This is a genomic window from Chromohalobacter sarecensis, assembly GCF_023061135.1.
GTDB lineage: Bacteria > Pseudomonadota > Gammaproteobacteria > Pseudomonadales > Halomonadaceae > Chromohalobacter > Chromohalobacter sarecensis.
Genome location: NZ_JAKGAN010000004.1, coordinates 232,957 through 259,370 on the forward strand (window position 1 = coordinate 232,957; position 26,414 = coordinate 259,370).

The 26,414-nt window shown below is 61.4% G+C and carries 26 protein-coding genes; 17 read left to right on the forward strand and 9 right to left on the reverse strand.

The window, feature by feature from the left end; all coding sequences use genetic code 11:
* Positions 1–17: 17 nt before the first annotated feature.
* The 6 genes from nuoK to L1071_RS08610 all read left to right on the forward strand — a co-directional run bounded on the left by nuoK (position 18) and on the right by L1071_RS08610 (position 7,024).
* Positions 18–323: an NADH-quinone oxidoreductase subunit NuoK gene (gene nuoK, locus L1071_RS08585; RefSeq protein WP_246972515.1), complete on the forward strand. Its 306-nt coding sequence runs from the start codon at positions 18–20 to the stop codon at positions 321–323.
* Entirely contained in the window at positions 323–2,248 is a 1,926-nt protein-coding gene (locus L1071_RS08590; protein WP_246972531.1) for an NADH-quinone oxidoreductase subunit 5 family protein, read from the forward strand. The genes nuoK and L1071_RS08590 overlap by 1 nt, the downstream gene beginning before the upstream one ends.
* Positions 2,245–3,732 (forward strand): complex I subunit 4 family protein, encoded by a 1,488-nt coding sequence (locus tag L1071_RS08595; RefSeq protein WP_246972534.1) that lies wholly within the window; start codon positions 2,245–2,247, stop codon positions 3,730–3,732. The genes L1071_RS08590 and L1071_RS08595 overlap by 4 nt, the downstream gene beginning before the upstream one ends.
* On the forward strand, positions 3,732–5,141 hold the full coding sequence (locus L1071_RS08600) for an NADH-quinone oxidoreductase subunit N (RefSeq protein ID WP_246972536.1): 1,410 nt from the start codon (positions 3,732–3,734) through the stop codon (positions 5,139–5,141). The genes L1071_RS08595 and L1071_RS08600 overlap by 1 nt, the downstream gene beginning before the upstream one ends.
* Positions 5,142–5,203: 62 nt before the next feature.
* Positions 5,204–6,508 (forward strand): ergothioneine biosynthesis protein EgtB, encoded by a 1,305-nt coding sequence (egtB, locus tag L1071_RS08605; RefSeq protein ID WP_246972544.1) that lies wholly within the window; start codon positions 5,204–5,206, stop codon positions 6,506–6,508.
* Between the two features lie 96 nt (positions 6,509–6,604).
* Entirely contained in the window at positions 6,605–7,024 is a 420-nt protein-coding gene (locus L1071_RS08610; protein WP_246972547.1) for a PaaI family thioesterase, read from the forward strand.
* 7 nt (positions 7,025–7,031) lie between these two features.
* Here L1071_RS08610 and L1071_RS08615 read toward each other — a convergent pair whose 3' ends face one another.
* Complete coding sequence (locus tag L1071_RS08615; protein WP_246972550.1) at positions 7,032–7,415, reverse strand: DUF423 domain-containing protein; 384 nt, start codon at positions 7,413–7,415, stop codon at positions 7,032–7,034.
* Between the two features lie 181 nt (positions 7,416–7,596).
* Between L1071_RS08615 and L1071_RS08620 the strand changes: the two genes are divergently transcribed.
* From L1071_RS08620 to trmB, 4 genes are all read left to right on the forward strand, one after another.
* Complete coding sequence (locus L1071_RS08620; RefSeq protein WP_246972553.1) at positions 7,597–9,078, forward strand: alanine/glycine:cation symporter family protein; 1,482 nt, start codon at positions 7,597–7,599, stop codon at positions 9,076–9,078.
* A gap of 56 nt (positions 9,079–9,134) precedes the next feature.
* A complete protein-coding gene (gene thiS, locus L1071_RS08625) occupies positions 9,135–9,335 on the forward strand; it encodes a sulfur carrier protein ThiS (protein WP_246972566.1) in 201 nt (66 codons plus the stop codon).
* A 79-nt stretch (positions 9,336–9,414) separates the two neighbouring features.
* Entirely contained in the window at positions 9,415–10,215 is an 801-nt protein-coding gene (locus tag L1071_RS08630; protein ID WP_246972569.1) for a thiazole synthase, read from the forward strand.
* A gap of 58 nt (positions 10,216–10,273) precedes the next feature.
* A complete protein-coding gene (gene trmB, locus L1071_RS08635; protein WP_246972579.1) occupies positions 10,274–11,023 on the forward strand; it encodes a tRNA (guanosine(46)-N7)-methyltransferase TrmB in 750 nt (249 codons plus the stop codon).
* A 358-nt stretch (positions 11,024–11,381) separates the two neighbouring features.
* Here the strand turns inward: trmB and L1071_RS08640 are convergent, their stop codons facing one another.
* The gene (locus L1071_RS08640) at positions 11,382–12,296 is read right to left on the reverse strand and encodes an AEC family transporter (RefSeq protein WP_246972582.1); all 915 of its coding nucleotides are present in this window, start codon (positions 12,294–12,296) and stop codon (positions 11,382–11,384) included.
* Positions 12,297–12,414: 118 nt separating this feature from the next.
* Between L1071_RS08640 and L1071_RS08645 the strand changes: the two genes are divergently transcribed.
* Positions 12,415–12,906, forward strand: a complete 492-nt coding sequence (locus L1071_RS08645; RefSeq protein WP_246972585.1) for a hypothetical protein — start codon at positions 12,415–12,417, stop codon at positions 12,904–12,906.
* 391 nt (positions 12,907–13,297) lie between these two features.
* On the opposite strand, the gene bamJ is transcribed toward L1071_RS08645, so the two are convergent.
* On the reverse strand, positions 13,298–14,011 hold the full coding sequence (gene bamJ, locus L1071_RS08650; RefSeq protein ID WP_246972588.1) for a BamJ family beta-barrel-assembly machinery protein: 714 nt from the start codon (positions 14,009–14,011) through the stop codon (positions 13,298–13,300).
* Positions 14,012–14,155: 144 nt separating this feature from the next.
* Here bamJ and dctP point away from each other — a divergent pair, with 144 nt between their 5' ends.
* Positions 14,156–15,181 (forward strand): TRAP transporter substrate-binding protein DctP, encoded by a 1,026-nt coding sequence (dctP, locus tag L1071_RS08655; RefSeq protein WP_246972599.1) that lies wholly within the window; start codon positions 14,156–14,158, stop codon positions 15,179–15,181.
* A gap of 152 nt (positions 15,182–15,333) precedes the next feature.
* Here the strand turns inward: dctP and L1071_RS08660 are convergent, their stop codons facing one another.
* From L1071_RS08660 to L1071_RS08670, 3 genes are all read right to left on the reverse strand, one after another.
* Positions 15,334–16,617 (reverse strand): TRAP transporter large permease, encoded by a 1,284-nt coding sequence (locus L1071_RS08660; RefSeq protein ID WP_246972602.1) that lies wholly within the window; start codon positions 16,615–16,617, stop codon positions 15,334–15,336.
* Between the two features lie 47 nt (positions 16,618–16,664).
* Positions 16,665–17,294, reverse strand: a complete 630-nt coding sequence (locus tag L1071_RS08665; protein WP_246972604.1) for a TRAP transporter small permease — start codon at positions 17,292–17,294, stop codon at positions 16,665–16,667.
* Between the two features lie 212 nt (positions 17,295–17,506).
* On the reverse strand, positions 17,507–18,022 hold the full coding sequence (locus tag L1071_RS08670; RefSeq protein ID WP_246972607.1) for a TIGR02444 family protein: 516 nt from the start codon (positions 18,020–18,022) through the stop codon (positions 17,507–17,509).
* Between the two features lie 65 nt (positions 18,023–18,087).
* Here L1071_RS08670 and L1071_RS08675 point away from each other — a divergent pair, with 65 nt between their 5' ends.
* Complete coding sequence (locus L1071_RS08675; RefSeq protein ID WP_246972617.1) at positions 18,088–20,022, forward strand: ABC-F family ATP-binding cassette domain-containing protein; 1,935 nt, start codon at positions 18,088–18,090, stop codon at positions 20,020–20,022.
* A gap of 48 nt (positions 20,023–20,070) precedes the next feature.
* Here L1071_RS08675 and dtd read toward each other — a convergent pair whose 3' ends face one another.
* The 3 genes from dtd to thiD all read right to left on the reverse strand — a co-directional run bounded on the left by dtd (position 20,071) and on the right by thiD (position 22,384).
* Positions 20,071–20,508, reverse strand: coding sequence for a D-aminoacyl-tRNA deacylase (dtd, locus tag L1071_RS08680; protein ID WP_246972624.1), 438 nt, complete (start codon positions 20,506–20,508; stop codon positions 20,071–20,073).
* 27 nt (positions 20,509–20,535) lie between these two features.
* Complete coding sequence (locus tag L1071_RS08685) at positions 20,536–21,393, reverse strand: universal stress protein (RefSeq protein WP_246972627.1); 858 nt, start codon at positions 21,391–21,393, stop codon at positions 20,536–20,538.
* A 157-nt stretch (positions 21,394–21,550) separates the two neighbouring features.
* Positions 21,551–22,384, reverse strand: coding sequence for a bifunctional hydroxymethylpyrimidine kinase/phosphomethylpyrimidine kinase (gene thiD / locus L1071_RS08690; protein WP_246972632.1), 834 nt, complete (start codon positions 22,382–22,384; stop codon positions 21,551–21,553).
* 460 nt (positions 22,385–22,844) lie between these two features.
* Between thiD and ndhC the strand changes: the two genes are divergently transcribed.
* The 4 genes from ndhC (at position 22,845) to nuoE (ending at position 26,398) form a co-directional block, all read left to right on the forward strand.
* The gene (ndhC, locus tag L1071_RS08695) at positions 22,845–23,264 is read left to right on the forward strand and encodes an NADH-quinone oxidoreductase subunit A (RefSeq protein WP_246972636.1); all 420 of its coding nucleotides are present in this window, start codon (positions 22,845–22,847) and stop codon (positions 23,262–23,264) included.
* Positions 23,265–23,354: 90 nt separating this feature from the next.
* Positions 23,355–24,035, forward strand: a complete 681-nt coding sequence (locus tag L1071_RS08700; RefSeq protein WP_246972639.1) for a NuoB/complex I 20 kDa subunit family protein — start codon at positions 23,355–23,357, stop codon at positions 24,033–24,035.
* Between the two features lie 67 nt (positions 24,036–24,102).
* The gene (gene nuoC, locus L1071_RS08705; protein WP_246972642.1) at positions 24,103–25,881 is read left to right on the forward strand and encodes an NADH-quinone oxidoreductase subunit C/D; all 1,779 of its coding nucleotides are present in this window, start codon (positions 24,103–24,105) and stop codon (positions 25,879–25,881) included.
* A 1-nt stretch (position 25,882) separates the two neighbouring features.
* Positions 25,883–26,398 carry an NADH-quinone oxidoreductase subunit NuoE gene (gene nuoE / locus L1071_RS08710; RefSeq protein ID WP_246897504.1) on the forward strand — a complete coding sequence of 172 codons (516 nt, stop codon included), beginning with the start codon at positions 25,883–25,885 and terminating at the stop codon, positions 26,396–26,398.
* The last annotated feature ends 16 nt before the right edge of the window (positions 26,399–26,414 follow it).

Here is a 26,414-nt window from a genome sequence, read left to right on the forward strand (position 1 = left end):
CAGGCAAGGAGGCTTGAATGACACTGGCGACACTTTTGCTATTGGCAGCGGCACTGATCGGCATCGGGATCTATGGTGCGCTTTCTCAGCAGTCATTCGTGATGCTGATGATGGGGCTGGAGCTGATCCTCAATGGCGTCATGCTGGCTGCCGTGGCGTTCTGGGCCTTTAGCGGGGCCGGGGCGCCGGAAGGGCAACTGCTGACGATCATCGTCATGGCTGTGATGGCCATCGAGATGGCCATGGGCTTCGCCCTGGTGGTAGCGGTCTTCCGTGGTAAGCAGGCCGACACGACCGAATCACTGACCGGGTTGAAGCACTGATGTTGTGGTCAATAGTTCTCCTGCCGCTACTGGCTGCTCCCGTCATGTATTGGCTTGGCAAGCACGGGTTCGGTAAGCACGGGTTCGGTAAGCACTGGTTTGGCAAACATGGCGGCCGCCCCTTGCTGAGCCTGGCGGGGGTAGGCGTTGCGATCGCCACACTATTGCTCGCCGTCCTGGCGACGTTGGGTGACTGGAGTGGGGCTTACCGCTGGAGCTCACAGATCGTCCTGCTGATCGGGGTGACACCCGTCAGTGCGGTGTTTGCCATCGTCGTCCCGCTGATCGCCGCGCTGATCGTTCTCTATAGCACCTACCACGAATCGGAACCTGGCGGTGACGGCACAACGACAGGGCAGGCTCCTGCCAGGTTGATCGCCCTGCTGACGGCATTTGTCGGGGCGATGGAACTTCTGGTACTGGCCGATGATCTGGTGACCCTGCTGATCGCGTGGGAATTGGTAGGGGCATGTTCATGGGCCCTGATTTCCCATGAGTGGCGGAAGACCGGCAATCTTCGGGATGCCGCCTGTGCCTTTCTGGTGACGCGTTTCGGGGACCTGGGGCTCTATATTGCGGCAGCGGCAGCCTATGCCGGCACCGGCTCGTTTGCCTTTGCTGACCTGACCCAACTCGATGGGTGGCTACTGGATGTCTTCGTTGCCGGCGCGGTGTTGGCGGCGGCCGCAAAGTCCGCCCAGGTTCCGTTCTCTCCCTGGCTGTTTGCCGCCATGTCCGGGCCAACGCCGGTATCGGCATTGCTGCATGCCGCGACCATGGTGGCGGCGGGCATCTATCTGGTGATCAGACTCCATGCAGAGATGTCCGCCGTCGCCTGGTTTGGGCCGGTCGCGATCGCGTTAGGCCTGGCCACTGCCCTGGCAGGGGGTGTCGTGGCCTATCTTCAAGGGCATGCCAAGAAGCTTCTGGCGGCTTCGACATCGGCCCAATATGGCTTGATGTGGTTGGCGGTGGGGGCAGGCTTTCCCGGTGTTGCCCTGGTGCACTTCGTCACGCACGCGTTCATGAAAGCTGCCCTGTTCCTGGCAGCCAGCATCGCCGAACGCCATGTCGGCAGCTACTCGTTAAATGCGATGCGCCTCGGGCGTCTGCTTCCGGGTATCGCGGTAGCCACCCTTGTGGCCAGTCTGGCACTGGCAGGGGTCGTCCCGCTGAGTGCGGCCTGGAGTAAGGAGGAGATCATCACTGCCGCTGGCCATCAGGCGTCCTGGTTGGCCGTGGTCGCCGCCATCGCGGGCGGACTCAGCGCCCTGTATGCGACACGCTTTCAACTGTTGGCGTTCGGGCGTGGTCCGCATGGCGGTACGAGCACTGCGCCATCCCAGCCAGGTCATACCCGGATGGAAGCCATCGCGCTTTATCTGTTATCGGCAGCCACGCTGCTGCTGTCGTTACTCTGGTGGCCTGGTGTCGGACCCCGTCTTGCTGATCTCTTATCAGCCGATCTTCCCCAATCCAAGCCATGGGAACTCATCGTATCGCTACTGTTGGTGGCGTCGGGCATTGTCCTGGGTGTCTGGGCGGTGCGTCGTGAGGTATCAGATTCAGGCCGACAAGGTGCCAGGCGTACCGAGTTGGCGGACTGGTTTGGCCTGCCGACGCTGGCCGAACGTGGCGTGGGCGCAGTGATGGCGTTCAGCCATGGCCTCGCGCGTTTCGATGATCGCGTAGTGGATGCGGGCATCCAAGCCAGCGCCCGTTTCGGAGCATGGCTGGCCAAAATGGGCGATCGTCGTGGCGAAGGTGTGTTCGATGGCGCGACGAGCCAGCTGGCGAAAGGTATTGATTGGGTGGGTCAATCGGCGCGCCAGGCCCACACCGGACAAACGCATCATTACTACACCGGCATCGCGGCAGGACTCGCCGCGATCCTGATAATCCTGGGTATAGGAGAGCTCCTTTGATTCTTACTGCAGCCTTGGGTCTCCCCATGCTGGGGGCTCTCGTACTCGCTATTTCACGTCGTTGGATTGAGGTTACGGCTCGCCTGTTTGCCATCGTGGTCTCGGTGTTACCCGTATTGTTACTGGCCTGGGTGTGGCTACAGTTCGATCCGCAGGGCGCCCTGTTCCAGTTTGTCGAAGAGGTACCCTGGGTGCCCGGTCTGGGCATGGGGTACAGACTGGGGGTGGATGGCATTGCGCTGGCTGTGGCGACGATGAGCGCAGTTGTCTTCGCTGCCAGTATCGCTTATCCCGCCAACACGCGGAATCAGCCTCGGCAGTACTATGCCTGGATGCTTTTTCTGCAGTCCGTGTCCCTCGGGGTCTTTTTGGCGTTGGACTTGCTGCTCTTCTATGTCTTTTTTGATCTGAGCCTGGTGGGGATGTTTTTCCTGATCGGTCGCTGGGGGCACGGCCAGGCTCAGCTAGCGGCATTCAAGTTCTTTCTTTACACCTTCTGCGGCTCGCTGTTGCTGCTGTTGGCGATCATCGGGCTTTATCTATCAGTCGAACCGCATACCTTTGACATGCGTGTACTGATCGAACAGCAGCCGCTAGCGGGGGCGGGAGTCACTGGCGGCCTGGTGTTCCTCGCCCTGATGCTCGGCTTCGCCATCAAGACGCCGGTCGTGCCCGTGCATACCTGGCTGCCGCAAGCGCATGTCGATGCCCCGGGCCCGGCCTCGGCGATCCTTGCCGGGGTACTGCTCAAGATGGGTGCTTACGGGATCATCCGTATTCCGTTTTCGATGATGACGGAGACGTTCTCCCGTTATGCCCTGATCATCGCGCTTTTGGCTGTCGTATCGATTCTCTATGGCGCCTTCGTGGCACTCGGCCAGAAGAATTTGAAGCGACGTATTGCCTACACCTCGATCAATCACATGGGCTATACGGTGCTCGGGATTGCGGTGGCTGGCGCATTGGTTCAGGAGGCGGGATACGCTCGTGAGTTGGCCCTGGTAGGGGCCACGGTGGAAATGGTGGCGCACGGCCTGGTTACCGGGGCGCTGTTCCTGATCTGTGGCTCGTTCTGGCAGCGTACCGAGGAATATGACCTGGACAGCTATGGGGGGCTGCTTCGTCAGGCCCCGTGGCTGACCGCCTTCGCCGTGCTTGCCTCCTTTGCCAGCCTGGGCCTGCCCGGCCTGGCCGGTTTCGTGGCGGAGTTCCATATCTTTGCCGGCACCTTCGGCGTCTATCCATGGCTCGCCGTCATCGGTGTGCTGGGCATCCTGGTGACGGCAGCGCTGTTTCTGCAGATGCTGCAGAAGGTGTTCTTCGGGGCGATGCCGGAGCGCTGGGCGCAGTTCGAGGATCTGCGTCCCATCGAGTGGGGCGTGCTCGCGGTGCTGTCGGCAGGCTTCGTGATCATCGGCGTGGCGCCGGCGTTTCTGCTGACCCTGGTCGAGGCATCGGCGACGCTGCTGGTGGGAGGCCGCTGATGCCGATCGGTGACGTATTGCCGGAAATCAGTCTAACGCTTGGCGCCGTGATCATTGTTCTGTTCGCTACCTTTACTCGGCAGCAACAGCATCACTGGGCAGCCGTTCTGGCCCTGCTGACGATTGCCCTTAGTGCGGGGCTGACTCTTGCGCAGTGGGATGGACAGCCGCAACTGACGTTCTCCGGGGTCTGGGCACTGGATGGTATGGCAATCTCCAGCAAGCTGGTGGTGCTGATCGCCGGGGCGCTGGTCGTCGCGATGTCGCCTGAATGGATGCAGACCGATCGCCGACATGGTGAGTACTACGCATTGGTCCTGTTCGCCCTGCTGGGCGTCGTCATGATGGCGTCAGCCAGCGATACCATGGAGTTGGTGCTGGGCGTGCTGTTGTCCTCGGTGGCCAGTTACCCATTGGCTGCCTATCACCGTGGCTGGGCGCCCGCTCTGGAAGCCGGCATGAAGTATTTTCTGATCGGCGCTCTCACCAATGCCTTGCTGACGATCGGTGTGGTGGTGGTGTTCGGCCTGACCGGCAATACCGGCTATACGGAAGTCGCCCAAGGGCTAGCTGGAGGAAGTGACAGCCTGGCACTGACCATCGCCACCGCTTGTATCGTGCTGGGCCTGACTTTCAAGCTGGCAGCTTTCCCGGCCCATGCCTGGATGCCCGATGTCGCCCAGGGCTCACCGGCCCCGGCAGCTGCCTTTCTGACCGTGATCCCCAAAATTGGTGCCGCCGTCGCGTTGGCGCGCTTTGTGTCCCTGCTACCGCCAGACGTCGCCTGGCGAGCGATTGTTGCTGTGATCTCTGTCACGACCATGACGCTGGGCAATGTAGCCGCACTGCGGCAGACAGACGTGCGGCGCCTGCTGGGCTGGTCATCAGTCTCCCAGTCCGGATATGCCCTGATGGCGATCGTGGTGATGAGTGTTAGCGATCAGGCTTTGCCCGCATTGGTGTTGTTTCTCGCGAGCTACGCCATTGCCAATCTGGCGGCCTTCGCTGTGATCACATTCCTGAGAGGGCGCACTGCACTGGAGGATTACCAAGGGCTCGTGAAAAACGCGCCGATCGCCACCGTGGTCCTGATCCTGTCGCTGCTATCTTTGGTCGGTATCCCACCTCTTGTCGGATTTTTCGGCAAGCTGATGCTATTCAAGGTCACGCTCGAAGGAGGATACGCCTGGCTGGCATTCGTGGCCGCCGCCAATACCGTCGTCTCGCTGTTTTATTATCTACGCATCGTTGCCTCAATGATGTTCGCCAATTCCAGGCCCGTCGTTCATGTGCTGCCGGGCCAATGGACGAGGATCACGATGGCCATTGCCGGCCTATTGATCCTGGCTATTGGCTTGGGGGCGGAAGTCTTGGTCGAATATACAAACGCCATCGGGTTCGCGATGTAGCGGCTAGCAGGCCGAATATGCCTGTTAGCCATTCATGGAGTTGTACTCAGGAGGGAATCTGTATGTCACTGGCTGCTAAAGAAGCGATAAAGGAAACAGCCGATACATGTCACGCCAAGGAGTGGTTGCGTCGCTACCAGCGTGTTCGGGCTGCCACCGAAACGATCTGTGCACCGCTGTACAAGGAAGACTACATGGTACAGAGCATGCCGGATGTCAGTCCCCCAAAATGGCATATTGCGCATGTCAGCTGGTTCTTCGAAGCCTTTGTCCTGAAACCGTTTTATCCTGCCTACCAGACCCTTGATCCCGCGTACGATCATCTCTTCAATTCCTACTACGTGACCCATGGCACGCCGTTTCCGCGTCCCGACCGCGGCATGATTTCGCGCCCCACCGTGGACGATGTCTATCGCTATCGCGCGCACATCGATCAAGCCATGGAAGCGTTGCTCAACGACCCGCCGCAGGCACATCTTGAGGAAATTCTCCGGCGCTTGGAATTGGGGCTGCCGCACGAGCAACAGCATCAGGAACTGCTGTTCATGGATATCAAGCACATCCTGGCCCAGAATCCGCTGTGCCCCGTCTATCGAGACGATGTGGCGCCGCCCCCCGTGCATGAAGTGGGAGCGCTTGGCTGGCATGCCTATTCCGCCGGTGTGCGCTCCATTGGCCATGACGAAGCCGAGAAGGGCTTTGCGTACGACAACGAGATGGGACGCCATCGTCAGTTCGTTGAGGCCTTCCAGATCGCTGACCGCCCGGTCACCAACGGTGAGTTTCTCGAATTCATACGGGCAGGGGGCTATGACAAGCCTGACTACTGGCTCTCGGATGGCTGGGCGACGGTCCAGGCCGAGGGCTGGCGCGCGCCGCTTTATTGGGTCGAGCGAGACGGCGTCTGGCACCATTTCACTCTGAGTGGGCTCGTGCCGGTCGATCTGAGTGCGCCGGTGTGTCATGTCAGCTTCTTTGAAGCCGAGGCTTATGCCCAATGGGTGGGGGCACGTCTGCCCACCGAAGCCGAGTGGGAGACGGTGGCCAGGGACGTACCCATGCAGGGTAATTTCGTCGAGCAGGACCACCTGCAGCCGGTCGCCGCCGCAGTGCCCAAGGACCTACCGGGACAGATGTTTGGCGATGTCTGGGAGTGGACCGGCAGCGCCTACCGGCCTTATCCCGGATTCAGGACGTTGCCAGGTAGCCTGGGCGAGTACAACGGCAAGTTCATGTCCGGGCAGATGGTCCTGCGTGGCGGCTGTTGTGCCACGCCGGGCGATCACATTCGCGCGACCTATCGCAATTTTTTCCCGCCCCATGCGCGTTGGGCGTTTTCCGGTTTCCGTCTGGCCAAGGAGGGCTGAGCATGACGCTTGTTGTTCCGTTCCCTGTGACAGGGCGGTAGCTTGCGCTATCTTGGGCGCAGAGATAGCCGCGCCTCAGTGCCAGGAGAACCCGACATGACCGTGATGACCGCCGCCGCCATCGAGGAGTTCCTCGACGAGGTCTTTCCGCACCGACAGGGCACCATCGAAGGCGTGGGAGAAATGCGCGCGACCATGAGCCTGGCCATCGAGGATGAGCACTTACGTCCCGGTGGCTGTGTCTCGGGACCCACGCTGATGGGGCTGGCGGATGTCTGCCTGTACGTGGCGGTTCTGGCCCAGGTCGGGCCTGAGCCGATGGCGGTGACCACCGACCTTAACTGTCATTTCCTGCGTCGCGCGCGCGGCGACCGCGATCTCATCGCCAATGCGCACATCGTCAAGCTGGGGCAGCGCCTGGCGGTTGGTGAGGTGCAGCTATTTCCCGCCGGCGACGAGGAACCGGTGGCCATCGTCACCGCGACCTACGCGCTACCCGAGCATGACGATGATTGACGGTGGCTCAATCAGTGGGCCGCTGGCGCCAGCCGCACCAGGCGAGTGTCAGCCAGCCGGCCATCAGCAATAGCCCGCCGAAGGGTGTGATGGGCCCCAGCCAATGGGCGCCGGTCAGCGCCAGCAGGTACAGCGAGCCGGAAAACGCGATCATCCCCAGGCCCCATAGCCAGAGCACCGCCCGTTGCCCTTTCAGCGCTTGCTGCCCCCGCCAGATGAGGACCGCCATGGCGGCCAAGGTGTGCCAGGCCTGGTAACGCACGCCGGTATCGAAGGCCTCGATCAGGCGCGGTGCAATGTGGCCCTGCAGGCCGTGGGTGCCGAACGCACCTGCCACCACGACCACGAAGCCGCTCAAGGCGACGAGTATCCATCCACCACGGTGGGTCATGTCTCATCCTGTGTCACTGACTATGCTGAAACGGTGAACGAGTGCCGGAATGTCATCCCGGGGCCCGGTGTCGCCGTGCTGAGGCTTACCCTATGGCGTCGCTTACGCCATGACAAGCCTCTCGGGATGGCGTATCGTCGCGGCCTTGCCGATCTCAAGAATCATAATGGAGCGTCAATTCATGGAATCTCTCGCCAGTCTCGTCGCGCCGCTGCACGATGCTATCTACGCGGTGATGACCCCCGTCAGCGATTTTATCTGGTCGTATATTCTCGTTTATCTCTTGTTGGGCGCGGGGGTGTTATTCACCGTGCTGACGCGTGGCATGCAGTTTCGTTTGTTCGGCCACATGGCGCGTGTGACATTCAACAGCCGTGGCGCGGGCGAGGGCGTCAGCGGGTTCCAGGCGTTCGCCACCTCGCTGGCGGCGCGCGTGGGTACCGGGAATCTGGCCGGCGTGGCTATCGCCTTGTGGATCGGCGGCCCCGGGGCGATCTTCTGGATGTGGATCACTGCGCTGGTCGGGTTCGCCACCGCGTTCGTCGAGTCGACCCTGGCGCAGGTTTACAAGAAGCGCCATGAGGACGGCGTGTACCGTGGCGGTCCCGCCTACTATATCGAGCGCACGCTGGGCTGGCGCTGGATGAGCCTGTTGTTCGCCTTCTTCCTGCTGATGGCCTATGGCCTGGCCTTCAACGGTGCCCAAGCGAATACCATCGCCCAGGGCATGAACCAGGCCTTCGGTATGCCCAACTGGGTTACCGGGTTGATTCTGGTCGGTGTCGTGGCCGTGGTTATCTATGGCGGGCTCAAGTCCATCGCGCGCACGGCGGAGAAGATCGTGCCGGTCATGGCCATCGCCTACCTGCTGGTGGCGCTGGTGGTGCTGGCGCTCAATATCACCGCAGTGCCTGAGATGCTGGCGCTGATCGTCAAGAGCGCCTTCGGCTATGGCCCGGCGGTGGGCGGTGCGGCCGGCTATGCCATCAAGACGGCGATGGAGAACGGTATCAAGCGTGGTCTGTTTTCCAACGAGGCGGGTATGGGCTCGGCGCCCAACGCGGCGGCCCAGGCCAACGTCAAGCATCCTGCTGCGCAGGGCCTGGTGCAGTCGTTCGGCGTATTCGTCGATACCCTGGTCATCTGCAGCTGCACCGCGGTGGTGATCCTGCTTTCTGGCGTCTACGAGACGCTGATGGCCAATTCGCCGGGTCAGGATATCGTCGGCATCCAGCTCACTCAGGATGCCATGGCGGATCACTTCGGTGGCTTCGGCGAGATCTTCATCGCCGTGGCGATTCTGCTGTTCGCCTTCACTTCGATCATCGCCAACTTCTCGTTCGCCACGGTCAATATCGAGTACATGTTCAAGCGCCATGCCAAGGCGGCGGTACAGGTACTGCGTCTTGCCGTGCTGGCCATGGTGATGATCGGCTCGGTATCGCAGTTGACCTTCGTGTGGGACTTCGCCGATCTTTCCATGGGACTGATGGCGACCACCAACCTGATCGCGATCCTGATCCTGGCGCCGATCGCCATGCGCGTTCTCAAGGACTACGAGCGCCAGCGGCGCGAAGGCATCAAGGAGCCGCGCTTCGATCCCAAGATCCTCAAGCGCCCCGAGCAGGTGGATGACGACGTATGGCCGGCCAAGGATTCTTGATCACGGCATTTGGCGTTATAATGGCGGCCTCTCCCCACCTAACGTGAGAGGCCGCCATGCACATTCAGCTTAACGGCGATCAGCGCGAGCTCGCGTCCCCGCTGACGATCAGCGAGTTGATCGATCAGCTCGCATTGACCGGGCGCCGCATCGCCGTCGAAGTCAACGAGGAAATCGTGCCGCGCAGCCAGCATGCCGAGACGCGTCTGTCCCCGGGCGATCGTGTGGAAATCGTGCATGCCATCGGCGGCGGCTGATGTTACTCGCCTACCGACGCGTGGAGCCGCTTAGTGGCTCGGGCGTGTCGGTGGCTCCCTTTACGCCAGGAGGTTCGTCATGTCCGCTGATCAGCGCCAGGACATTCCATTGACCGTCGCCGGTCGCGTCTTCTCGTCACGCCTGCTGGTGGGCACCGGCAAGTACCGTGACTTCGACGAGACCGCCGCCGCCGTCGAGGCGAGCGGTACCGAGCTCGTCACCGTAGCGGTGCGTCGCACCAATCTAGGCCAGAATCCCGATGAGCCCAATCTGCTCGACGCCTTGCCGACGAGCCGTTATACGATTCTGCCCAACACGGCGGGCTGTTATACCGCCAAGGACGCGGTACGGACCTGCAAGCTGGCCCGCGAGCTGCTCGATGGCCATAACCTGGTCAAGCTCGAGGTGCTGGGTGACGACGGCACGCTCTACCCCAATGTGGTCGAGACCCTCAAGGCCGCCGAGACGCTGGTCAACGACGGCTTCGATGTCATGGTCTACACCAGCGACGACCCCATCGTCGCCAAGGAACTTGAGCGCATCGGCTGTTGCGCGGTGATGCCGCTGGGCTCATTGATCGGCTCGGGCCATGGCCTGCTCAACCCGGCAACGCTTGAGATCATCCTCGAGCATGCCGAGGTGCCGATTCTCGTCGATGCTGGCATCGGCACGCCCTCGGATGCCGCGCTGGCCATGGAGATGGGCTGCGCTGGCGTGCTGATCAACTCGGCCATTGCCAATGCCCGGCAACCGGTACGCATGGCGCATGCCATGAAGCTGGCGGTGGAGGCAGGGCGCGAGGCGTATCTTGCCGAACGCATGCCACGCCGGGCATCGGCGAGCCCGTCGTCGCCGTTCGCCGGACGCATCAATGCCTGAACCCTTTAGCGGCCCGCGCGGCCTGCTTCGCTACCCGATAGACAACGCAGACTTGCCCATGAGTGATTCACCATCGTCTTCCCCCGAGAACGCCCCTGAGGCGGGCTCGGCGTCATCCACACGCCCACCGCGCGGCATCAAGAGCTACGTGCTGCGCGCCGGGCGCATGACCGTTGCCCAGTCGCGGGGGCTCGAGGAGGTCTGGCCGCGTCTGGGGCTGAGCGTGGCCGATGGCCGTCAGTCGCTGGAGGTGCTGTTTGGTCGCCGCGCTCCTTGCGTCGTGGAAATCGGCTTTGGCATGGGCCAATCGCTGATCGAGCAGGCGAGCACGCACCCCGAGACCGACTTCATCGGCATCGAGGTGCACGCGCCGGGTGTCGGCAAGTTGCTCGACGAGGCCGATAAACGCGGCCTGACCAACCTGCGCGTATACCGCGAGGATGCCCTGGAAGTACTCGATAAGTGCCTCCCCGAAGCCGGTTTGACGGGGCTGCAGCTATTCTTCCCCGACCCCTGGCCGAAGAAAAAGCACCACAAGCGGCGCATCGTGCAGCCGGCCTTCGTCGAACAGGTGCGTACGCGTCTGGCGCCTGGCGGGTATCTGCACATGGCGACCGACTGGGAAGCCTACGCCGAGCACATGGTCGAGGTCATGGAGGCGGCGCCGGGTTATCGCAATACGGCATCGGCCGAAAGCGCGCCCTACGTGTCGCGCCCGGAATTCCGCCCGCTGACCAAGTTCGAAAGCCGCGGCGAAAAGCTCGGCCATGGGGTCTGGGACCTGATCTATGCCCGTGAGGATGGCTGAGTGCAAGCTGCACGCAGCGCTTCCATAGAACGCTGATTCCTTCGAAAACCGCTGCTTGCAGCGGTTTTTTCAATTGTGGCTGATCTGAATCACGACACGGTGAGTAAGGCGCTGGCAGAGTGCCGCCTCTCGGGATTTCTTGGCGGCTTGGCCGGATGCGCGGCATAAAAAAAGCCGCCCGGGTGGGCGGCTTAAAGACCGTGACTAGCTTGATGAGGAGATAACCATGGGCAGGAACCTGACATTCGCTGCTTAGGTCAGTGGCGCTTGGCGGCGCCACGGTTGTTAAGGTAAACCATTCTCATTTGAGTCGTCAAGCGTAACGAGAATATTTTTCAATTAGTGTGCATCGGAAGGCTTAGCTCGCCAGCGCCATCCATGCCGGTAGCGTCACCATGGCCAGCAGCGTCTGGCCGGTGATCAGTGCCGCCATCAGCTCGGCGTCGCCGCCTAGCTGGCGAGCGAGAATATAGGCCGAGGTGGCGGTGGGCAGGGCGGCGAACAGCAGCGCGATGTCGCGACTGACTGGGTCGAGCCCGGTGAGCCCGGCCAGCGCCAGCACTACAACGGGCGTGGCGACGAGCTTGAGCGTGGCCGAGTACCAGAATGCGCGCCCGCTGCCGATAAGGGCGTGTGGGCGTAGCGCCACGCCCACGGCGATCAGCCCTAGCGGCAGGGCGGCACGGCCGACGAGCTCGACGCCACTGCCCAGCCAGCCCGGTAGACCGATGTCGGTGACATTGAGGGCGATGCCGATGGCGCAGGCCAGGATCAATGGATTACGCAACAGGGCGGCGAGGCTGCGGCCCAGGCTGGAAGGGCCCAAGGTGCCGGCGGCGATGAAACTGCTCACGCAGAGCACGTTGGCCAGCGGCACCATCAGTGCCACGGCGACCGCCGCCACCGTCGCTCCGGCTTGGCTATGCAGCGCGGCGGCACCGGCGACCCCCACGTAGGTATTGAAGCGCAGCGTGCCTTGCAGCACCGAGGTGAACGCCGGCGGCGCCAGCGCCAGGCGATGACGCGCACACCAGAGGCCCAGCGCGAATAGCGTCATGGTGCCCATCAGTACCACGGCCAGGCGAATGACCGGCACCTGCGCGACATCCGCCGTGGCCAGGGTCGAGATCAGCATCGCAGGGAACAGCAAAAAGTAGATCAGCCGTTCCATCGCGGGCCAGAAATCCCCTCCGGGAAAACGCTGCCAACCCAGCAGGGCGCCGAGTAGAATCAGCAAAAACAGAGGGCCCAGGGCCCCAGTGACACTGCTCATTGTGCCTCCGCTTGCGCAACTTCATGGGCACCGGATACTGACTGCAGCCAAGCTCGCCGGCACACGAACTGGTAAGCTTAGCGCGATGCCCCTGGGTGATGGGATTCGACCTAACGATATGCAACACCATGATGAAGACCCGGTAAGATCGCCGCTGCTCAATCTACTGACGCTAGTAACGCTGGTGACGGTGCTGGTGGCGGCGGGTTACCTCGCCGATTACTACCTGCGCGATTCGCGGGAGGATGTCACCTGGTACCCCCCACGGATGCATTGCGATCTGCGCGCGGGGGCGTGCCGTACCGATATCGGTTTGAGCGGGACGCTGCGTTTCGAGATGCACGGTGACTTTGCCTCGTACGAGCCGTTGACGCTGGATGTGCAGACATCCGGTCTCGACGTGGAGTCGGCGGTGGTTGAGTTCGTCGGACGCGACATGAATATGGGCCTTACTCGGGTCGAGTTGGAGGCGGTCGGTGATGGCCATTTCCAAGGTGTGGGCGAACTTCGTCCATGCACGGAAACGATCATGCCGTGGCGGGCGCAGGTGATTCTCGAAACCCCCGAGGGGCACGAGGGGAGCTGGTACGATTTCGATATTCACCGCTAGGTACGGCACACGAGGCGACATTTGTCCACATTATGACAATCGCCCTTACCATGCGACTTGTGGGTAAGCCAACGCTTACTCTGTGCGCGCTTCTAGGTGGCGAATTTTTTTATAAACTTAATTAAAACAATAGCTTGTCATTTTATTTTGATATGTCGGCGTGTCTTGCTTGACTGCGCGCGAGCGTCATGCAAGGTCGCTACGGGCTCAGGAAAGCCAGTTTTCACCGTCAAGCCACAGACGCTCCACAAAACTATCCACAGGCAGTGGTTAATCTGGGGGTGTGGAAAACGCCAATATGGGCGTCTGGAAAGAAGGCTCTACGGGACAGGCGAAGGTCATACGGAGGGAGAGGCTAGACGCCTTATTGGGCGCCTAGCGTGACACGCGCTTACTCGTCGGCTGACGCCTCTTGGTCGTCGGCTTCGATACCCAATAACTCGATCTTGAAGGTGAGTGCCTGGTTGGGGCCGATCGGACCACCGGTGCCGCCCTGGCCGTAGGCGAGATCGGCGGGTACGTAAAGCATCCAGGTATCGCCGACCTGCATCTTCTGCAGTGCTTCCTGCCAACCCTCGATGACCTGGCCGACCTGGAAGGTGATGGGTTCGCCGCGCTCGTAGGAGCTATCGAACACGGTACCGTCAGGCAGCTTGCCCTCGTAGTTGACCTTCACGGTATCGTCGGCGCTGGGTGTTTCACCGTCGCCGGATTCGAGCACCTTGTATTGCAGCCCTGAGTCGGTGACTTTCACACCGTCTTTCTTGGCATTCTCTTCAAGGAACGCCTCGCTGGCCTTACGGTTCTTTTCGGCTGATTGCGCCTTTTCCTTCTGCTGCTGAGCCGCTTTCTGCTTCTGGAAGTCAGAGAGCGTGGTGGCGATCTCGTCATCGCTCATCTGCAAGTCATCGCCGGCGTAAACGTCCTTGACCGCTTGGGTGAAGGCGTCGGTATCGAGATCCGAGATGTCCTGCTTAATGCTCTGGCCGAGGGTCGCACCAATGCTGTAGCTGAGCTTGGCTTCGTCGCTTTGCGGGGCGGCCATGGCCAGCAGCGGCGTCGCTACGAGGCCGCCGAACGCCACAGCCGTCATCAAACGTTTCATGAAAACTCCTTAACAAGATAAACAAACACCGCGTCGTGACTGTACCAGCACGCGCGCCATTGCGCACCTGCACGGGGGTGCTGCTTGACATTGCTGCGACTTTGCTCTTCTCTGAATCTACATTGATAAAAAAGAGGGAACTCTATGCAACTGCGCAATATCGTTCTGAGTATCACGGCGTTGGGCTTGGTCGGTGTCGCTTCCACGGCGTCCGCCGATACCTGGCGTTTCGGTCTCGAGGAGACCGAAGGTAGCGTGCAGTACGGCTATGCGGAAGAGTTCAAGAAGTTGATCGAGGAAAAAAGCGACGGCGACATCACGGTCGAGTTGCTGCCGTATGGTTCCTGGGGGTCGAGCTATTCGGCGTTGTATGACGCCATCCAGAGTGGCGCTATCCCGCTCGGCTTCGGCTCAGGCTTCTTGGGCGGTACCGTCCCGGAAAGTCAGTTGATGAGTCTCAACTTCGTCATGCCCAATGATCAACTCGAGACGGCCGAGATTCTCAACTCTGACGACTTCCTCAAGAGTGATGCGTGGCAGGACTCGTTCCGCGAACGTGGGCTGGTGCCGCTGGCGGCCTTGCCTGAAGGGTATCAGGTCTGGACGACCAACAAGGAGGTCCGCACGCCGGAGGATATGGACAACCTCCAGATCCGGGTCATGGATAACAGCCTGCTACGTTCGACCTATGAGGCCTATGGCGCCTCGCCCATCACCATTGCTTACGGCGAGCTCTACAGTGCCCTGCAGCAAGGCCAGGCAGAGGGTAATATCCAGCCGGTCTTCGCCCATGAGAACATGGGCTTCTATGAAGTGCAGGACTACATGATCTTTGCCGATCAGTCGCAGTTCATCGCCAACTTCATCGGTAACGAGGAGTGGTACGACGACCTGTCCGACGATCAGCGCGAGATGCTCGAGTCCACGCTCGACGAGATGGTTCAGAAGGGTCACGACATCCAGACCCAGTTCAACTCCGAACGTCTCGATACCATCAAGGAAAAAAGCGATATCAACATCGTCCACTTGGATGAGGCCGAGCGTGATGCCTTCCGTAAGCTGGCCGAGCCGGTGCGTCAGACCTACGTCGATATGGTCGGCGAACGTGGTCAGAAAGCGCTGGACATCGTGCTGGATCATGTCGATCAGTCGGATGACAAGGCGGAGTAAGCCTGACGGTCAGTATCTAAAGTACTGCGATACCGCCATGCAAAACCCCGGAAGCGTTGAGCTTCCGGGGTTTTTATATGTCTGGCGGAGGGTGGTGAGGTAGGATGCTCCTCCACGCCGTGCCGACCCGACGAGGGTCGGCACGGCTGCGCTCAGTCGCCGCCGAGCGAAGGTAGCAGCAGCGATATCTGCGGGAACGTGATCAAGATGATCGTGGCCAATACCAGTATGGCGATGAACGGGGGCGTGCCGCGAATCACTTCCATATAAGGCCGGCGGAATACCGCGATGGCGGTGAAGATATCGCAGCCGAACGGTGGCGTGGCCGAGCCGATGGCCGCCTGCAGGGTGACGATCACGCCGACATGCACCGGGTCCAATCCGGTGGATTCGACCAGTGGCTTGAAGATCGGCACCAGAATCAGAATGACCACGATGGGGTCGACGAACATGCAGCCTACGAAGAAGGCCGCAGCGATCAACAGCAATGCCAGGAACTGGTTGTCACCGATACCTTCGATGACGGGGCCGAGGATCTGCTCCGGCACGCCTGCGGTGCCCAGAGTCTGCGAAAATGCCGCGCCGATGGCGACTAGAATGAAGACCACGGCGGTGATCATGCCGGTGGAAAGCGCCAGACTGCCGAGATCGCGGATCGATACCTGACGGTAGATCACCACTTCGAGAATAAAGGCATAGGCCACCGCGACCGCCGAGGCCTCGACGGCGCTGAAGAAGCCGCCGTAGATACCGCCGACCACCAGCACCGGGAACCCCATCGGCAGAATGACTCGGCGAACCGCCTTGAAGCGTTCCGCCCAGGTGGCGCGTGGCTCGGGCTCGATGCCTTTCAGGCGCGCGCCGATATAGCAGTACACGGCAAACATGGCCAGGATCAGAATGCCGGGGAGAATGCCGGCGAGGAACAAGTCGCCGATCGAGGTTTTCATGACCACGCCATAGACGATGAAACCGATGCTGGGCGGAATCAGCAGCGCGATATCGCTGGCGTTGATGATCAGGGCCAGAGCGAAACTGTCAGGGTAGCCCCGCGCCAAGAGACGCGGACGCATCGGCCCGCCCATGGCGACCACGGTGGCCTGCGTCGAGCCCGAGACGGCCCCGAACAAGGCGCACGAGGCGGCGGTGGTGATCGGCAACCCCCCACGGACATGGCGGGTGAAGACATCGACGACATCGAGCAGGCGGTTGGCGGTATGGCCTTTGGTCAGGATGTCGGCGGCGAAGATGAACATGGGCACGGCGGCCAGTACCCAACTGCCGATGCCATTGATCATCCAGCTTACGGCCTGGTCGGGCCCGAAAAACGTCATGTCCGTGAACATCATGAAAAGCGTGCCCGCCGCCAGGGGAACCATCATCGGGAATCCGAGTAGCAGCAGCACCAGCATGATCACGGCTAGCCAAGTTAGCATTATTTTACGTCCTCGCGTTGATGGCGGTCGTGTTGCGGAGAGGCAGTTTAGGCATCGCGACGTGTATCATGGCCATTGCCTTCTGCCGCTTCCGGGGGCACTTCGTCGTATTCCTCCTTTTCGTTGAAGGCACGGTAGATATCGTCACTGACCAGGTTGCGCACGGCGGTGAGCAGGTATTGCACGCCGGCGAGGATGAAGCCGACGGGGAGGGCGAGATAGACGATCCAGAGAGGAATGTTCAGCGAAGCACTGCTGCGACCGCGATCGTAAATGGCCAGGACATAGTCGATGGACTTGTCGGCGAAATAGAACATCAATACGGCGGTGCCTAGACAAATCAGGATGAGGAGCGCCTTGCGCCAGCGGCCGCTGAGCTGGTCATAGATCGCCGACATGCTGATATGGCGGGCGTTGCGGGCTGCATAGCCGACACCGACGAAGGTGATGACCACGATGAGCATCTCGGTCACTTCGTAGGTCCCGGGGATGCCTTGGTTGAAGAGCAGATTGCCGACGACATGACCGCTCATCAACAAGGCCATGGCGAGTATGCCCCCCGCGATGATCACGCGCTCGATGATGCCCAGGCCATGATCGATAGTTCCCAGTACACGAAGCAAAGCACTGCGTGATTCAGCGTTTTCATCGCTATTGCCAGGCTTTGAAGGTGTCATGTCGTAGAGTCCTTTTTGTGATGGCCGATTCGTCGCACGAATGGCATGGATCTCGACGTCCGTACCGCGTCGTGAAGGTGTCGCGATCAATCGGACTGGCTTCTATAAAACCTACAGAGTTTGCGGGATGAGTGCCACTCGTCAATGGCGTATCCGCATATGCGTGATATACATTTCTCCGGGCGCTGGGATGGCTGCGAAGAGATCACGTATTACGGATGGTGCGTCGCGTGCTGGGTGGTCAGCGTTGTCAATGCGGCTTCCTGCGCTGGCCCGTGCATGTTCAGGCAGCGTGTCAGTTGCATTGTCAGGTTGGCGTCGTCCGTCCGAGGCTTGCGTATGGCATGCGATGTCTCGCTGATGGCCTGAAGCTGGCGCAGTGTTTCGCGTTCGGCGAGTAGCTCGGCTTCCTTGAGATGATCGCGCAGCGTCGCCACGTCGTGTTCATGTTGCGCACGCGGTTTGAGCATGCGACGTAGATGACGGATCGGCTGCGTGACCTCGGCTTGCCAGACACGGATTTCAGCCAGCGCGTCGTGTGCCTTCTCGGTGGGCACGAGGGCGTGATGGTCGAGCCAGCAGCGCCACAACAATTCGCAGACATCCGCCCCTGCCGTATCCTGTAGCTGCAAGCAGGCGTCGGCGACCCCGGGGCGCTGGTACAACGCCAAGGCATAATCCCAAAGCGGTGGGCTCCGCAGGACATCGCACAATTGGGTAGAATGCATGGGTAAACTCCAGCCGTCCTGGCAGGCATGGCGGCGGAACTCACCGAATCACCACCGGAGCGGGCATGATCGCATTTCGCCAACTCGCGCTGCAACGCGGGATCCAGCCGCTGATCGAGAACGCCGACCTCACGCTACACGATGCCACCAAGGCGGGTATCGTGGGCGCCAACGGCTCGGGCAAGTCGAGCCTGTTCAAGCTGTTGCTGGGAGAACTGACCCCGGAGCATGGCACGGTGGAGCTGTCTGGCGGGCAGCGCATTGCGCATATGGCGCAGGAGGTGGAGGCGCTCGACCGGGCGCTGGTCGAGCATGTCCTCGATGGCCACACCGAGCTGCGCGCCACGGAGCATGCCCTGGCTGAGGCCCAGGCGAGTGGTGCGGCCCACCGCGAGGCCGAGTTGCATGGCGAAATCGAAGCGCTCGAAGGCTATACCGCCCGCCCGCGGGCCGAGCAAATGCTGGTCGGGCTGGGCTTCACGCAGGATGACCTGTATCGCCCGCTGTCGGACTTCTCGGGGGGTTGGCGGATGCGCGTCAGCCTGGCGCAAACGTTGTTCATGCCCTCCGATCTGATGCTGCTCGACGAGCCGACCAACCACCTCGATCTCGACGCTTTGCTATGGCTCGAACAGTGGCTGACGCGCTATCCCGGCACGCTGTTGCTGATTTCCCACGACCGCGACTTCCTGGATGCGGTGTGCGATCACATCGTGCACTTCGAGCAACGCCAGTTGATGCTTTATCGCGGCAACTATTCGACGTTCGAGCGGACGCGGGCCGAGCGTCAGGCGCGCGCCCAGGCCGAGGCGGCCAAGCAGCAGGCCCGGCGCGAGGAAATCGAGCGTTTCGTGGCGCGCTTTCGCGCCCAGGCCAATAAAGCGCGTCAGGCGCAGAGTCGCCTGAAGATGCTCGAGCGCATGGAAACCATTGCCGTCGCGCATGCCGATTCGCCGTTTCACTTCACCCTGCCGAGTGCCGACAAGACCTCCTCGCCGCTGCTGGTGCTCGATGACGCCACATTGGGATATGGGCAAACGCCATTACTCGAGCACGTCAGCGTGAGCATCCTGCCGGGACAGCGGATCGGGCTGCTGGGCGCCAACGGGGCGGGCAAGTCGACGCTGATCAAGGCGCTGACGGCGCAGCAAACGTTGCTGGCCGGCAAGCGCGTGCCTGGCGATAACCTGGCGATCGGCTACTTCGCCCAGCATCAACTCGAGCATCTCGACATGAGCTCCACGCCGTTCGTGCACATCCAGCGGTTGTCGCCCACGGCCAGCGAACAGGATATTCGCAACTTCCTGGGGGGCTTCGGGTTTCACGGCAATGACGTCTTCGCTAGCGTGGGGAACTTCTCCGGGGGCGAGAAGGCGCGTCTGGCGCTGTCGTTGATCGCTTGGCAAAAGCCCAATCTGTTGTTGCTCGACGAGCCCACCAACCACCTCGACCTGGAAATGCGCGAATCCCTGACGCAGGCCTTGGCCGGGTTCGAGGGGGCGGTGATCATCGTCTCCCACGATCGCCACCTGCTGCGCGCCAGCGTCGATGAGTTCTGGCATGTAGTGGATGGCAGCGTCACTACCTTTGACGGCGATCTGGACGACTATCGTGCCTGGCTCAAGGCGCGCCTCGAAGGCGAGCGGCGCGATGCGCGTCAGGAAAAGGCCGAGCGCCAGGTCACTGCGGAAGCCCCCAAGGGTGACCGCAAGGCTTCGCGCCGTGCCGCCGCCGAGCTGCGTGAGAAGTTGCGGCCGCTCAAGCGCGAGCGCGACAAGATCGAGCGTGACATGAGCAAGGCCCAGGCGGAACTGGAGAGCCTGGAGGCCGCGCTGGCCGATGAAGGCCTGTATCAGGATAGCGCGCGCAAGGACGAGCTGACCGACTTGCTGGGGCGCCAGGGCGATACGCAGAGCCGTCTCGAAAAGCTCGAACAGCGCTGGCTGGAGGCCGAGGAAGCGATCGAGGAGCGCGAAGCGGCATTGGCGGACGACGCCTGATACTGAAAACAGGCGTTTGCTGCGGATGCATGAGCGTGTCGCTAGGCTTCATGTCTCGACGATAAACGTCACGGGGCCGTCGTTGAGTAGCGAAACCTGCATGTCGGCGCTGAATTCGCCGCTGGCGACGCGCGACCAAGCCTGCTGCGCTTGGGCCACCAGGTAATCGAACATTGCCTCGCCGTGGGCGGGTGTCGCGGCGCCATCGAAGCCCGGGCGCAGGCCCTTGGTGGTATTGGCCATGAGGGTGAACTGCGGCACCAGCAACAAGCCGCCTTCCACCTGCTGAAGGTTGAGGTTCATCTTGCCTGCCTCGTCGCCGAATATGCGCAGTTTGAGCAGTTTATGCAGCATCTTGTCGGCGTGGGCTTGGGTATCCTCGGGCGCCACGCCGATCAAGGCCATCATGCCTTGCTCGATGGCGCCCGTGGTGCGGTCGTCGACATCGACACTGGCATGACGGACACGTTGAATGACGGCTCGCATTATCAGAATCCTTGTGGACGCGAGTGGCTACCAAGCCCGGCATACCATCATGTCCACGTGCACTTCGGCAAGCAGTCGTTCGATCAACGGCGCCGGTTGATGACGGCCGAAAAGCGCCAGATCCTGATGCCCGAGTGCCAGCAGATCGGGCGGCTGGCGGCGCAGGTAATCCATCAGCACTTCGCCGGGTTCGCCTTGCTCGAGGACCAGCTCGAGTTCAGGCACGTCGCCCACTTCTTCCATGAGCTTGTCGATTTCCGCTTCCAGGCGGATACGCCGCGCGGCGAGTTCGCGCTCGCGCCAGCGGGCATAGCCGCTGTCGGAGCCCATTTCATCGTCGCCGGGTAAGTGCCAGGCATGCAGTAGCGTCAGGCGTGCTTGTGGAAAGTGGGTCAGGACGTCACGCAGGGTATGACGACTAGCCAGCGAGAAATCTACCGGCACCAGCACGTCTTGCCACGCCTGCTCGGGGCTGTGGCTCACGGTGAGCACCGGGCACGGCGCGCGGCTCAGCACCCGGGCCAGGGTGGTGCCACCGACCAGCGCGTGTTGACCGCGTTTACGGTGGGTGCCGAGTACGATCATGGTGGCATCGCGGTCATGCGCTTCGCGGATGATCTCGGCATAAGGCGCCCCGGTGACCGTCTGTATTAGGGTCTCGGGTGCGGTAAGCGCGTAATCTTCGCGAATGTCGGTCAACTGGCGTTCGAGCTCGTGGACGACCCCGGTCTCTAGATCGCGTAGCGCCTGATGTGGCAGATAGGGATCGAGGACGTGGAGGATATCCAAGCGGCAGCCCTGGGCATGGGCGAGTTTCACCGCACGTGCGAAAGCGGCGCGGTTTTCGGCGGACAGGTCACAAGCCAGTAGCAAGGTCTGAGGCATGATACGTCCCTCCTGCGAGAAGGCGGCGTGCGAATGCAGGCGACACCGCACTGACGTCGAGCCGGGTGGTGATCACCGCAACGCCATGGGGGGCATTGCAGTGAAGCAAAGCATGGTAGCCTCCGGCGCTCTCTGCAAGTACGAGTCTATGCCCCTTTCACCACCAGGCGTGAAAATGATGCACCGGCCCGCGCCCCTGGCCGACATCGAGATGTACGCTGGCGTCTAGCGCCGTATGCAGCCAGCGTTTGGCGTCGCCGATCGCCGCGTGAATATCGGTGTGGGCACTGGCCTCGGCCGGCAGGCGGGCCAGATAGGCAGTCACCGCCGAAGACAGCGCACAACCGGTGCCATGCAGGTTCTGGGTGGCGATGCGCGGTGCCTCGAGCCATTCCACCCCCTGTGGAGTGGCAAGCAGATCTGGGCAGGCGTCACCGCTGAGATGCCCACCTTTGAGCACCACATACGGGGCGCCGAGGTGCGCCAGTTCGGGCAGCAGGGAAGCCATTGCCTCAGTGGTGCGGGGTGTCTCGGTGTCCAGCAGCACCGCTGCTTCCGGCAGGTTGGGCGTGATCACGTCTGCCAGGGGGACCAGAACGTCACGCACGGCGCGAATGCCGGCACGGTCGACCAGGATGTCGCCGCTCTTGGCGACCATTACCGGGTCGAGCACGATCCAGCGTGGCCGGTAGCGGGCCAGGGCGTCGCGAATCGTCGTGGCGACGTCCATGCTTGCTACCATGCCGATCTTGACCGCGTCGATGCGTACATCGCTGAGGAGATTGTCGAGTTGCTCGGCGATCATCTCGGCGGGGATCGGGTGTACGGCACGTACGCCTTGCGTGTTCTGGGCGATCACCGCCGTGATGACGTTGGTGGCGTAGGTGCCCAACGCTGAAAATGTCTTGATATCCCCCTGTAACCCGGCGCCACCCGAAGGGTCGGAGCCGGCGATGGTGAGGACATTGGGAGGTGTCTGAGCGATGGACATGGCCTGACCTTCCGTATTCTGGCGTGGTGCGCACCCATTGCGGTGGCTCGGGGGCTTGCGTGGCGCATAGGATACCGTCAAAACGTCCGGCGAACAGGGCATGCGTCGGCTCGGCTCGGTATGTTCCTGAGTAACTTAGACTTTCGTCGATCCTCAAGAAGGGGAGAAGTTCTCCCGTAGGATCAGTCTTTATTGAAATAAGCTTTTCCGCATAATGCTCTCGACGTAAGTGATGACTTACATACTAAGCCTGGTGAGTCGTGATCGTGGTATTCGAGATGGTGTTAACTTACTAACTTTATCGTTCGCCATCCTGACAGGCGCTGCTAAATCCCCTAGAATCGTAGGGACTCGCCACACGCAGGCAACGTGAATGGCGACACGAGGTGCGCGCACCTCGATGATAACGAATATTGGGATGGCGCCCTACTGCGCTATCCGCTGCTTGTGAGGCATGGCAATGACCGATGAGGCAACCGCGCTAATCGCCGAATATTGGGCCGTGGGGCTATTCATAGTAGCCGTGTTCACGTTATGTGCCCTGATGATCGGTGCCGCGAGTCTGCTCGGTGGTCGTAGCTATGGTCGTAGCAAGTCTCTCCCCTTCGAGTCTGGTATTGTCGGTACTGGCAATGCCCGTCAACGCTTTTCCGTCAAGTTCTATCTGGTCGCGATGCTGTTCGTGATCTTCGATATCGAAGCCGTGTTCCTGTTCGCCTGGGCCGTATCGGTCCGCGAGGTGGGCTGGGAAGGCTTTGCGGGCGCCGCCGTCTTCATTTTCATCCTTTTGGCGGGGTTGATCTACGATAGTCGTGTCGGTGCCCTGGAGTGGGCGCCACGCAAGCGCGGTCAATCGCCCGATATCGTGACGGATCGATGAGCGTACCGCCCTGGAGGCGGTCTTGAGCCGGCGACGACCGGCATAGCGCCAGATACCCGAATTTTCTTTTTCAGAGCTTCGAGGCGCATCATGCAATATACCCTGACGCGAGCGGATAGCGAGCCGGCGCCGGGTAGCGCAAGCTATCCGCTGGACAAGCGCGAAACCACCGATGACCCGATGAAGGAGCAGGTTCACCGCAACGTCTTCACCGGCAAGTTGGAAGATGTACTCAACGACAGTGTCAACTGGGGGCGCAAACACTCCCTGTGGCCGTACAACTTCGGTCTCTCCTGCTGCTATGTGGAAATGACCACAGCCTTTACCGCGCCGCATGATGTCGCGCGCTTCGGCGCCGAGGTCATCCGCGCCTCCCCGCGTCAGGCCGATTTCATGGTTATCGCCGGCACTTGCTTCATCAAGATGGCGCCGGTCATCCAGCAGCTCTACGATCAGATGCTCGAACCCAAGTGGGTGATCTCGATGGGTTCCTGTGCCAATTCCGGGGGCATGTACGATATCTACTCGGTGGTTCAGGGCGTCGACAAGTTTATCCCCGTGGATGTCTACGTGCCTGGCTGCCCGCCACGCCCCGAAGCGTTTCTACAGGGGTTGCAGCTGCTTCAGGATTCTATCCAGGAAGAGCGTCGTCCGCTTTCCTGGGTGGTTGGCGACCAAGGCACATATCGCGCCGAGATGCCCTCGCAGCGCGAGGCGAATCGCGACCGGCGTATCGCCGTGACGGAACTGCGTTCCCCGGATGAGGTATAGGCCGAGTGTCTGGTGCCGTCACCTGTCGTTTGAAGTCGATCCATCTGCCGGGGAATGAAAACCGATCATGAGCGCAGTTTACTCGCCATACGCCAATCACTCGAACGCCGATGACCCGGTAGTCCAGGCGTTATTCGCGCGCTTCGGCCACCACGTGTTCGTCGATCAAGCGACGTACACCGGTATGCCGGTCCTGTGGATCGACCGCGAGCATCTGCTCGAGGTCCTGGGTTTTTTGCGGGACATGCCCGAGCCCTTCGAGATGCTCTTCGACCTGCATGCCATCGACGAGCGTCTGCGTAGCCATCGCGCGGATTTGCCACCTGCGGACTTCACGGTCTTCTATCAGTTGATGTCGGTGTCGCGGAACCGGGACTTGATGCTCAAGGTGGCGCTTTCCGAGCGCGATCTCGAAGTGCCCAGCGTCGCGGGTCTTTACCCCAATGCCAATTGGTACGAGCGCGAAGTCTGGGACATGTTCGGTATCGACTTCCGTGGACATCCGCATCTGACACGCTTGCTGATGCCGCCGACCTGGAACGGGCATCCGCTGCGCAAGGATTATCCGGCGCGCGCCACCGAGTTCGACCCCTATACGCTGACCGTGGACGGCCAGGACACCGAGCAGGAAGCGCTGCGTTTCGATCCCGAATCCTGGGGTATGAAGCGTCAGGACGAGAACACGGACTACATGTTTCTCAACTTGGGGCCCAACCACCCCTCCGCACATGGTGCCTTCCGCATTGTGCTGCAGCTCGATGGCGAGGTCGTGGTCGATTGTGTTCCCGATATCGGCTATCACCATCGCGGCGCCGAGAAAATGGCCGAGCGCCAATCCTGGCACAGCTACATTCCCTATACCGACCGCATCGACTATACCGGCGGGGTGATGAACAACCTGCCGTACGTGATGGCGGTGGAGAAGCTGGCGGGCATCCAGGTCACCGATCGCGCCAAGACCATTCGCGTGATGATGGCGGAAATGTTCCGCATCAACAGCCACTTGCTGTTTCTGGGTACCTACCTGCAGGACCTGGGCGCGATGACGCCGGTGTTCTTCACTTTCACCGATCGCCAGAAGGCCTATGAGGTCATCGAGGGCATCACCGGTTTTCGTATGCACCCGGCGTGGTATCGCATCGGCGGCACCGCGCACGACCTGCCCAATGGCTGGGACAAACTGGTTCAGGGTTTCCTCGACTGGATGCCCAAGCGCCTCGTCGAATACGAGCGCGCGATGATGCAAAACGCCATCGTCCGCGAGCGCACCAAGCAGGTGGCCGCTTTCACCACGCGCGAGGCGCTAGAGTGGGGCGTCACCGGGCCTAACCTGCGCGCCACCGGCTGCGATTTCGATCTACGTAAGAAACGCCCCTATTCAGGCTACGAGAACTTCGATTTCGAAGTGCCACTGGGCGCCAACGGCGATGCCTTCGATCGTGGCCAGCTACGCATCGACGAGATGCGCCAGAGCCTGCGTATCATTCAGCAATGCGTCGATCATATGCCGGCCGGCGACTATAAGGCCGATCATCCGCTGACCACGCCGCCGCCGCGCGAGAAGATGCTCCAGCACATCGAGACGCTGATCACGCACTTCCTGCAGGTCTCTTGGGGCCCCGTGCTCAAGCCTAACGAGTCGCTTTCGATGATCGAGGCGACCAAGGGCATCAACAGCTATTACCTGACCTCGGATGGCAACACCATGAGTTATCGCACGCGCATCCGCACGCCCAGTTTCCCGCATCTTCAGCAGATTCCCGCCGTGGTGCGCGGCGCCCTGGTGCCGGATTTGATTGCCCATCTGGGGAGTATCGACTTCGTGATGGCCGACGTGGACCGCTGATATGACCAATGCTTCGACTTCCACCGCTGCGCCCATTGCCACTGACGGCTTCGTGTTGCACGACGAAGATCGGGCGGCCATCGCCCACGAGCGCGAGCATTATCCGCGTCCGCAGGCGGCCAGCATCGAGGCGCTCAAGATCGTCCAGAAGCGCCATGGCTGGGTGCCGGACGCCGCCATCGACGCCATCGCGCGTGAACTCGGCGTGGCGCCGGCAAGCGTCGAGGAAGTGGCGACGTTTTATAGCTTGATCTTCCGCCAGCCGGTGGGACGCCACGTGATCCTGCTGTGTGACAGCAGTTCGTGCTTCCTCACCGATTACGAAGCCCTGCGTGACGCCTTCTTCGCGCATCTGGGCATCGGCTTCGGGCAGACCACGCCGGATGATCGCTTCACGCTGCTTCCGGTGTGCTGTCTCGGCGCCTGCGACCGTGGCCCGGCGCTGATGATCGGTGAGGATACCTACGGGCCGGTGACGCCCGAGGAGATCCCCACGCTGTTGGAGGCGTACGCATGAACTGGGAGAGCGAGGT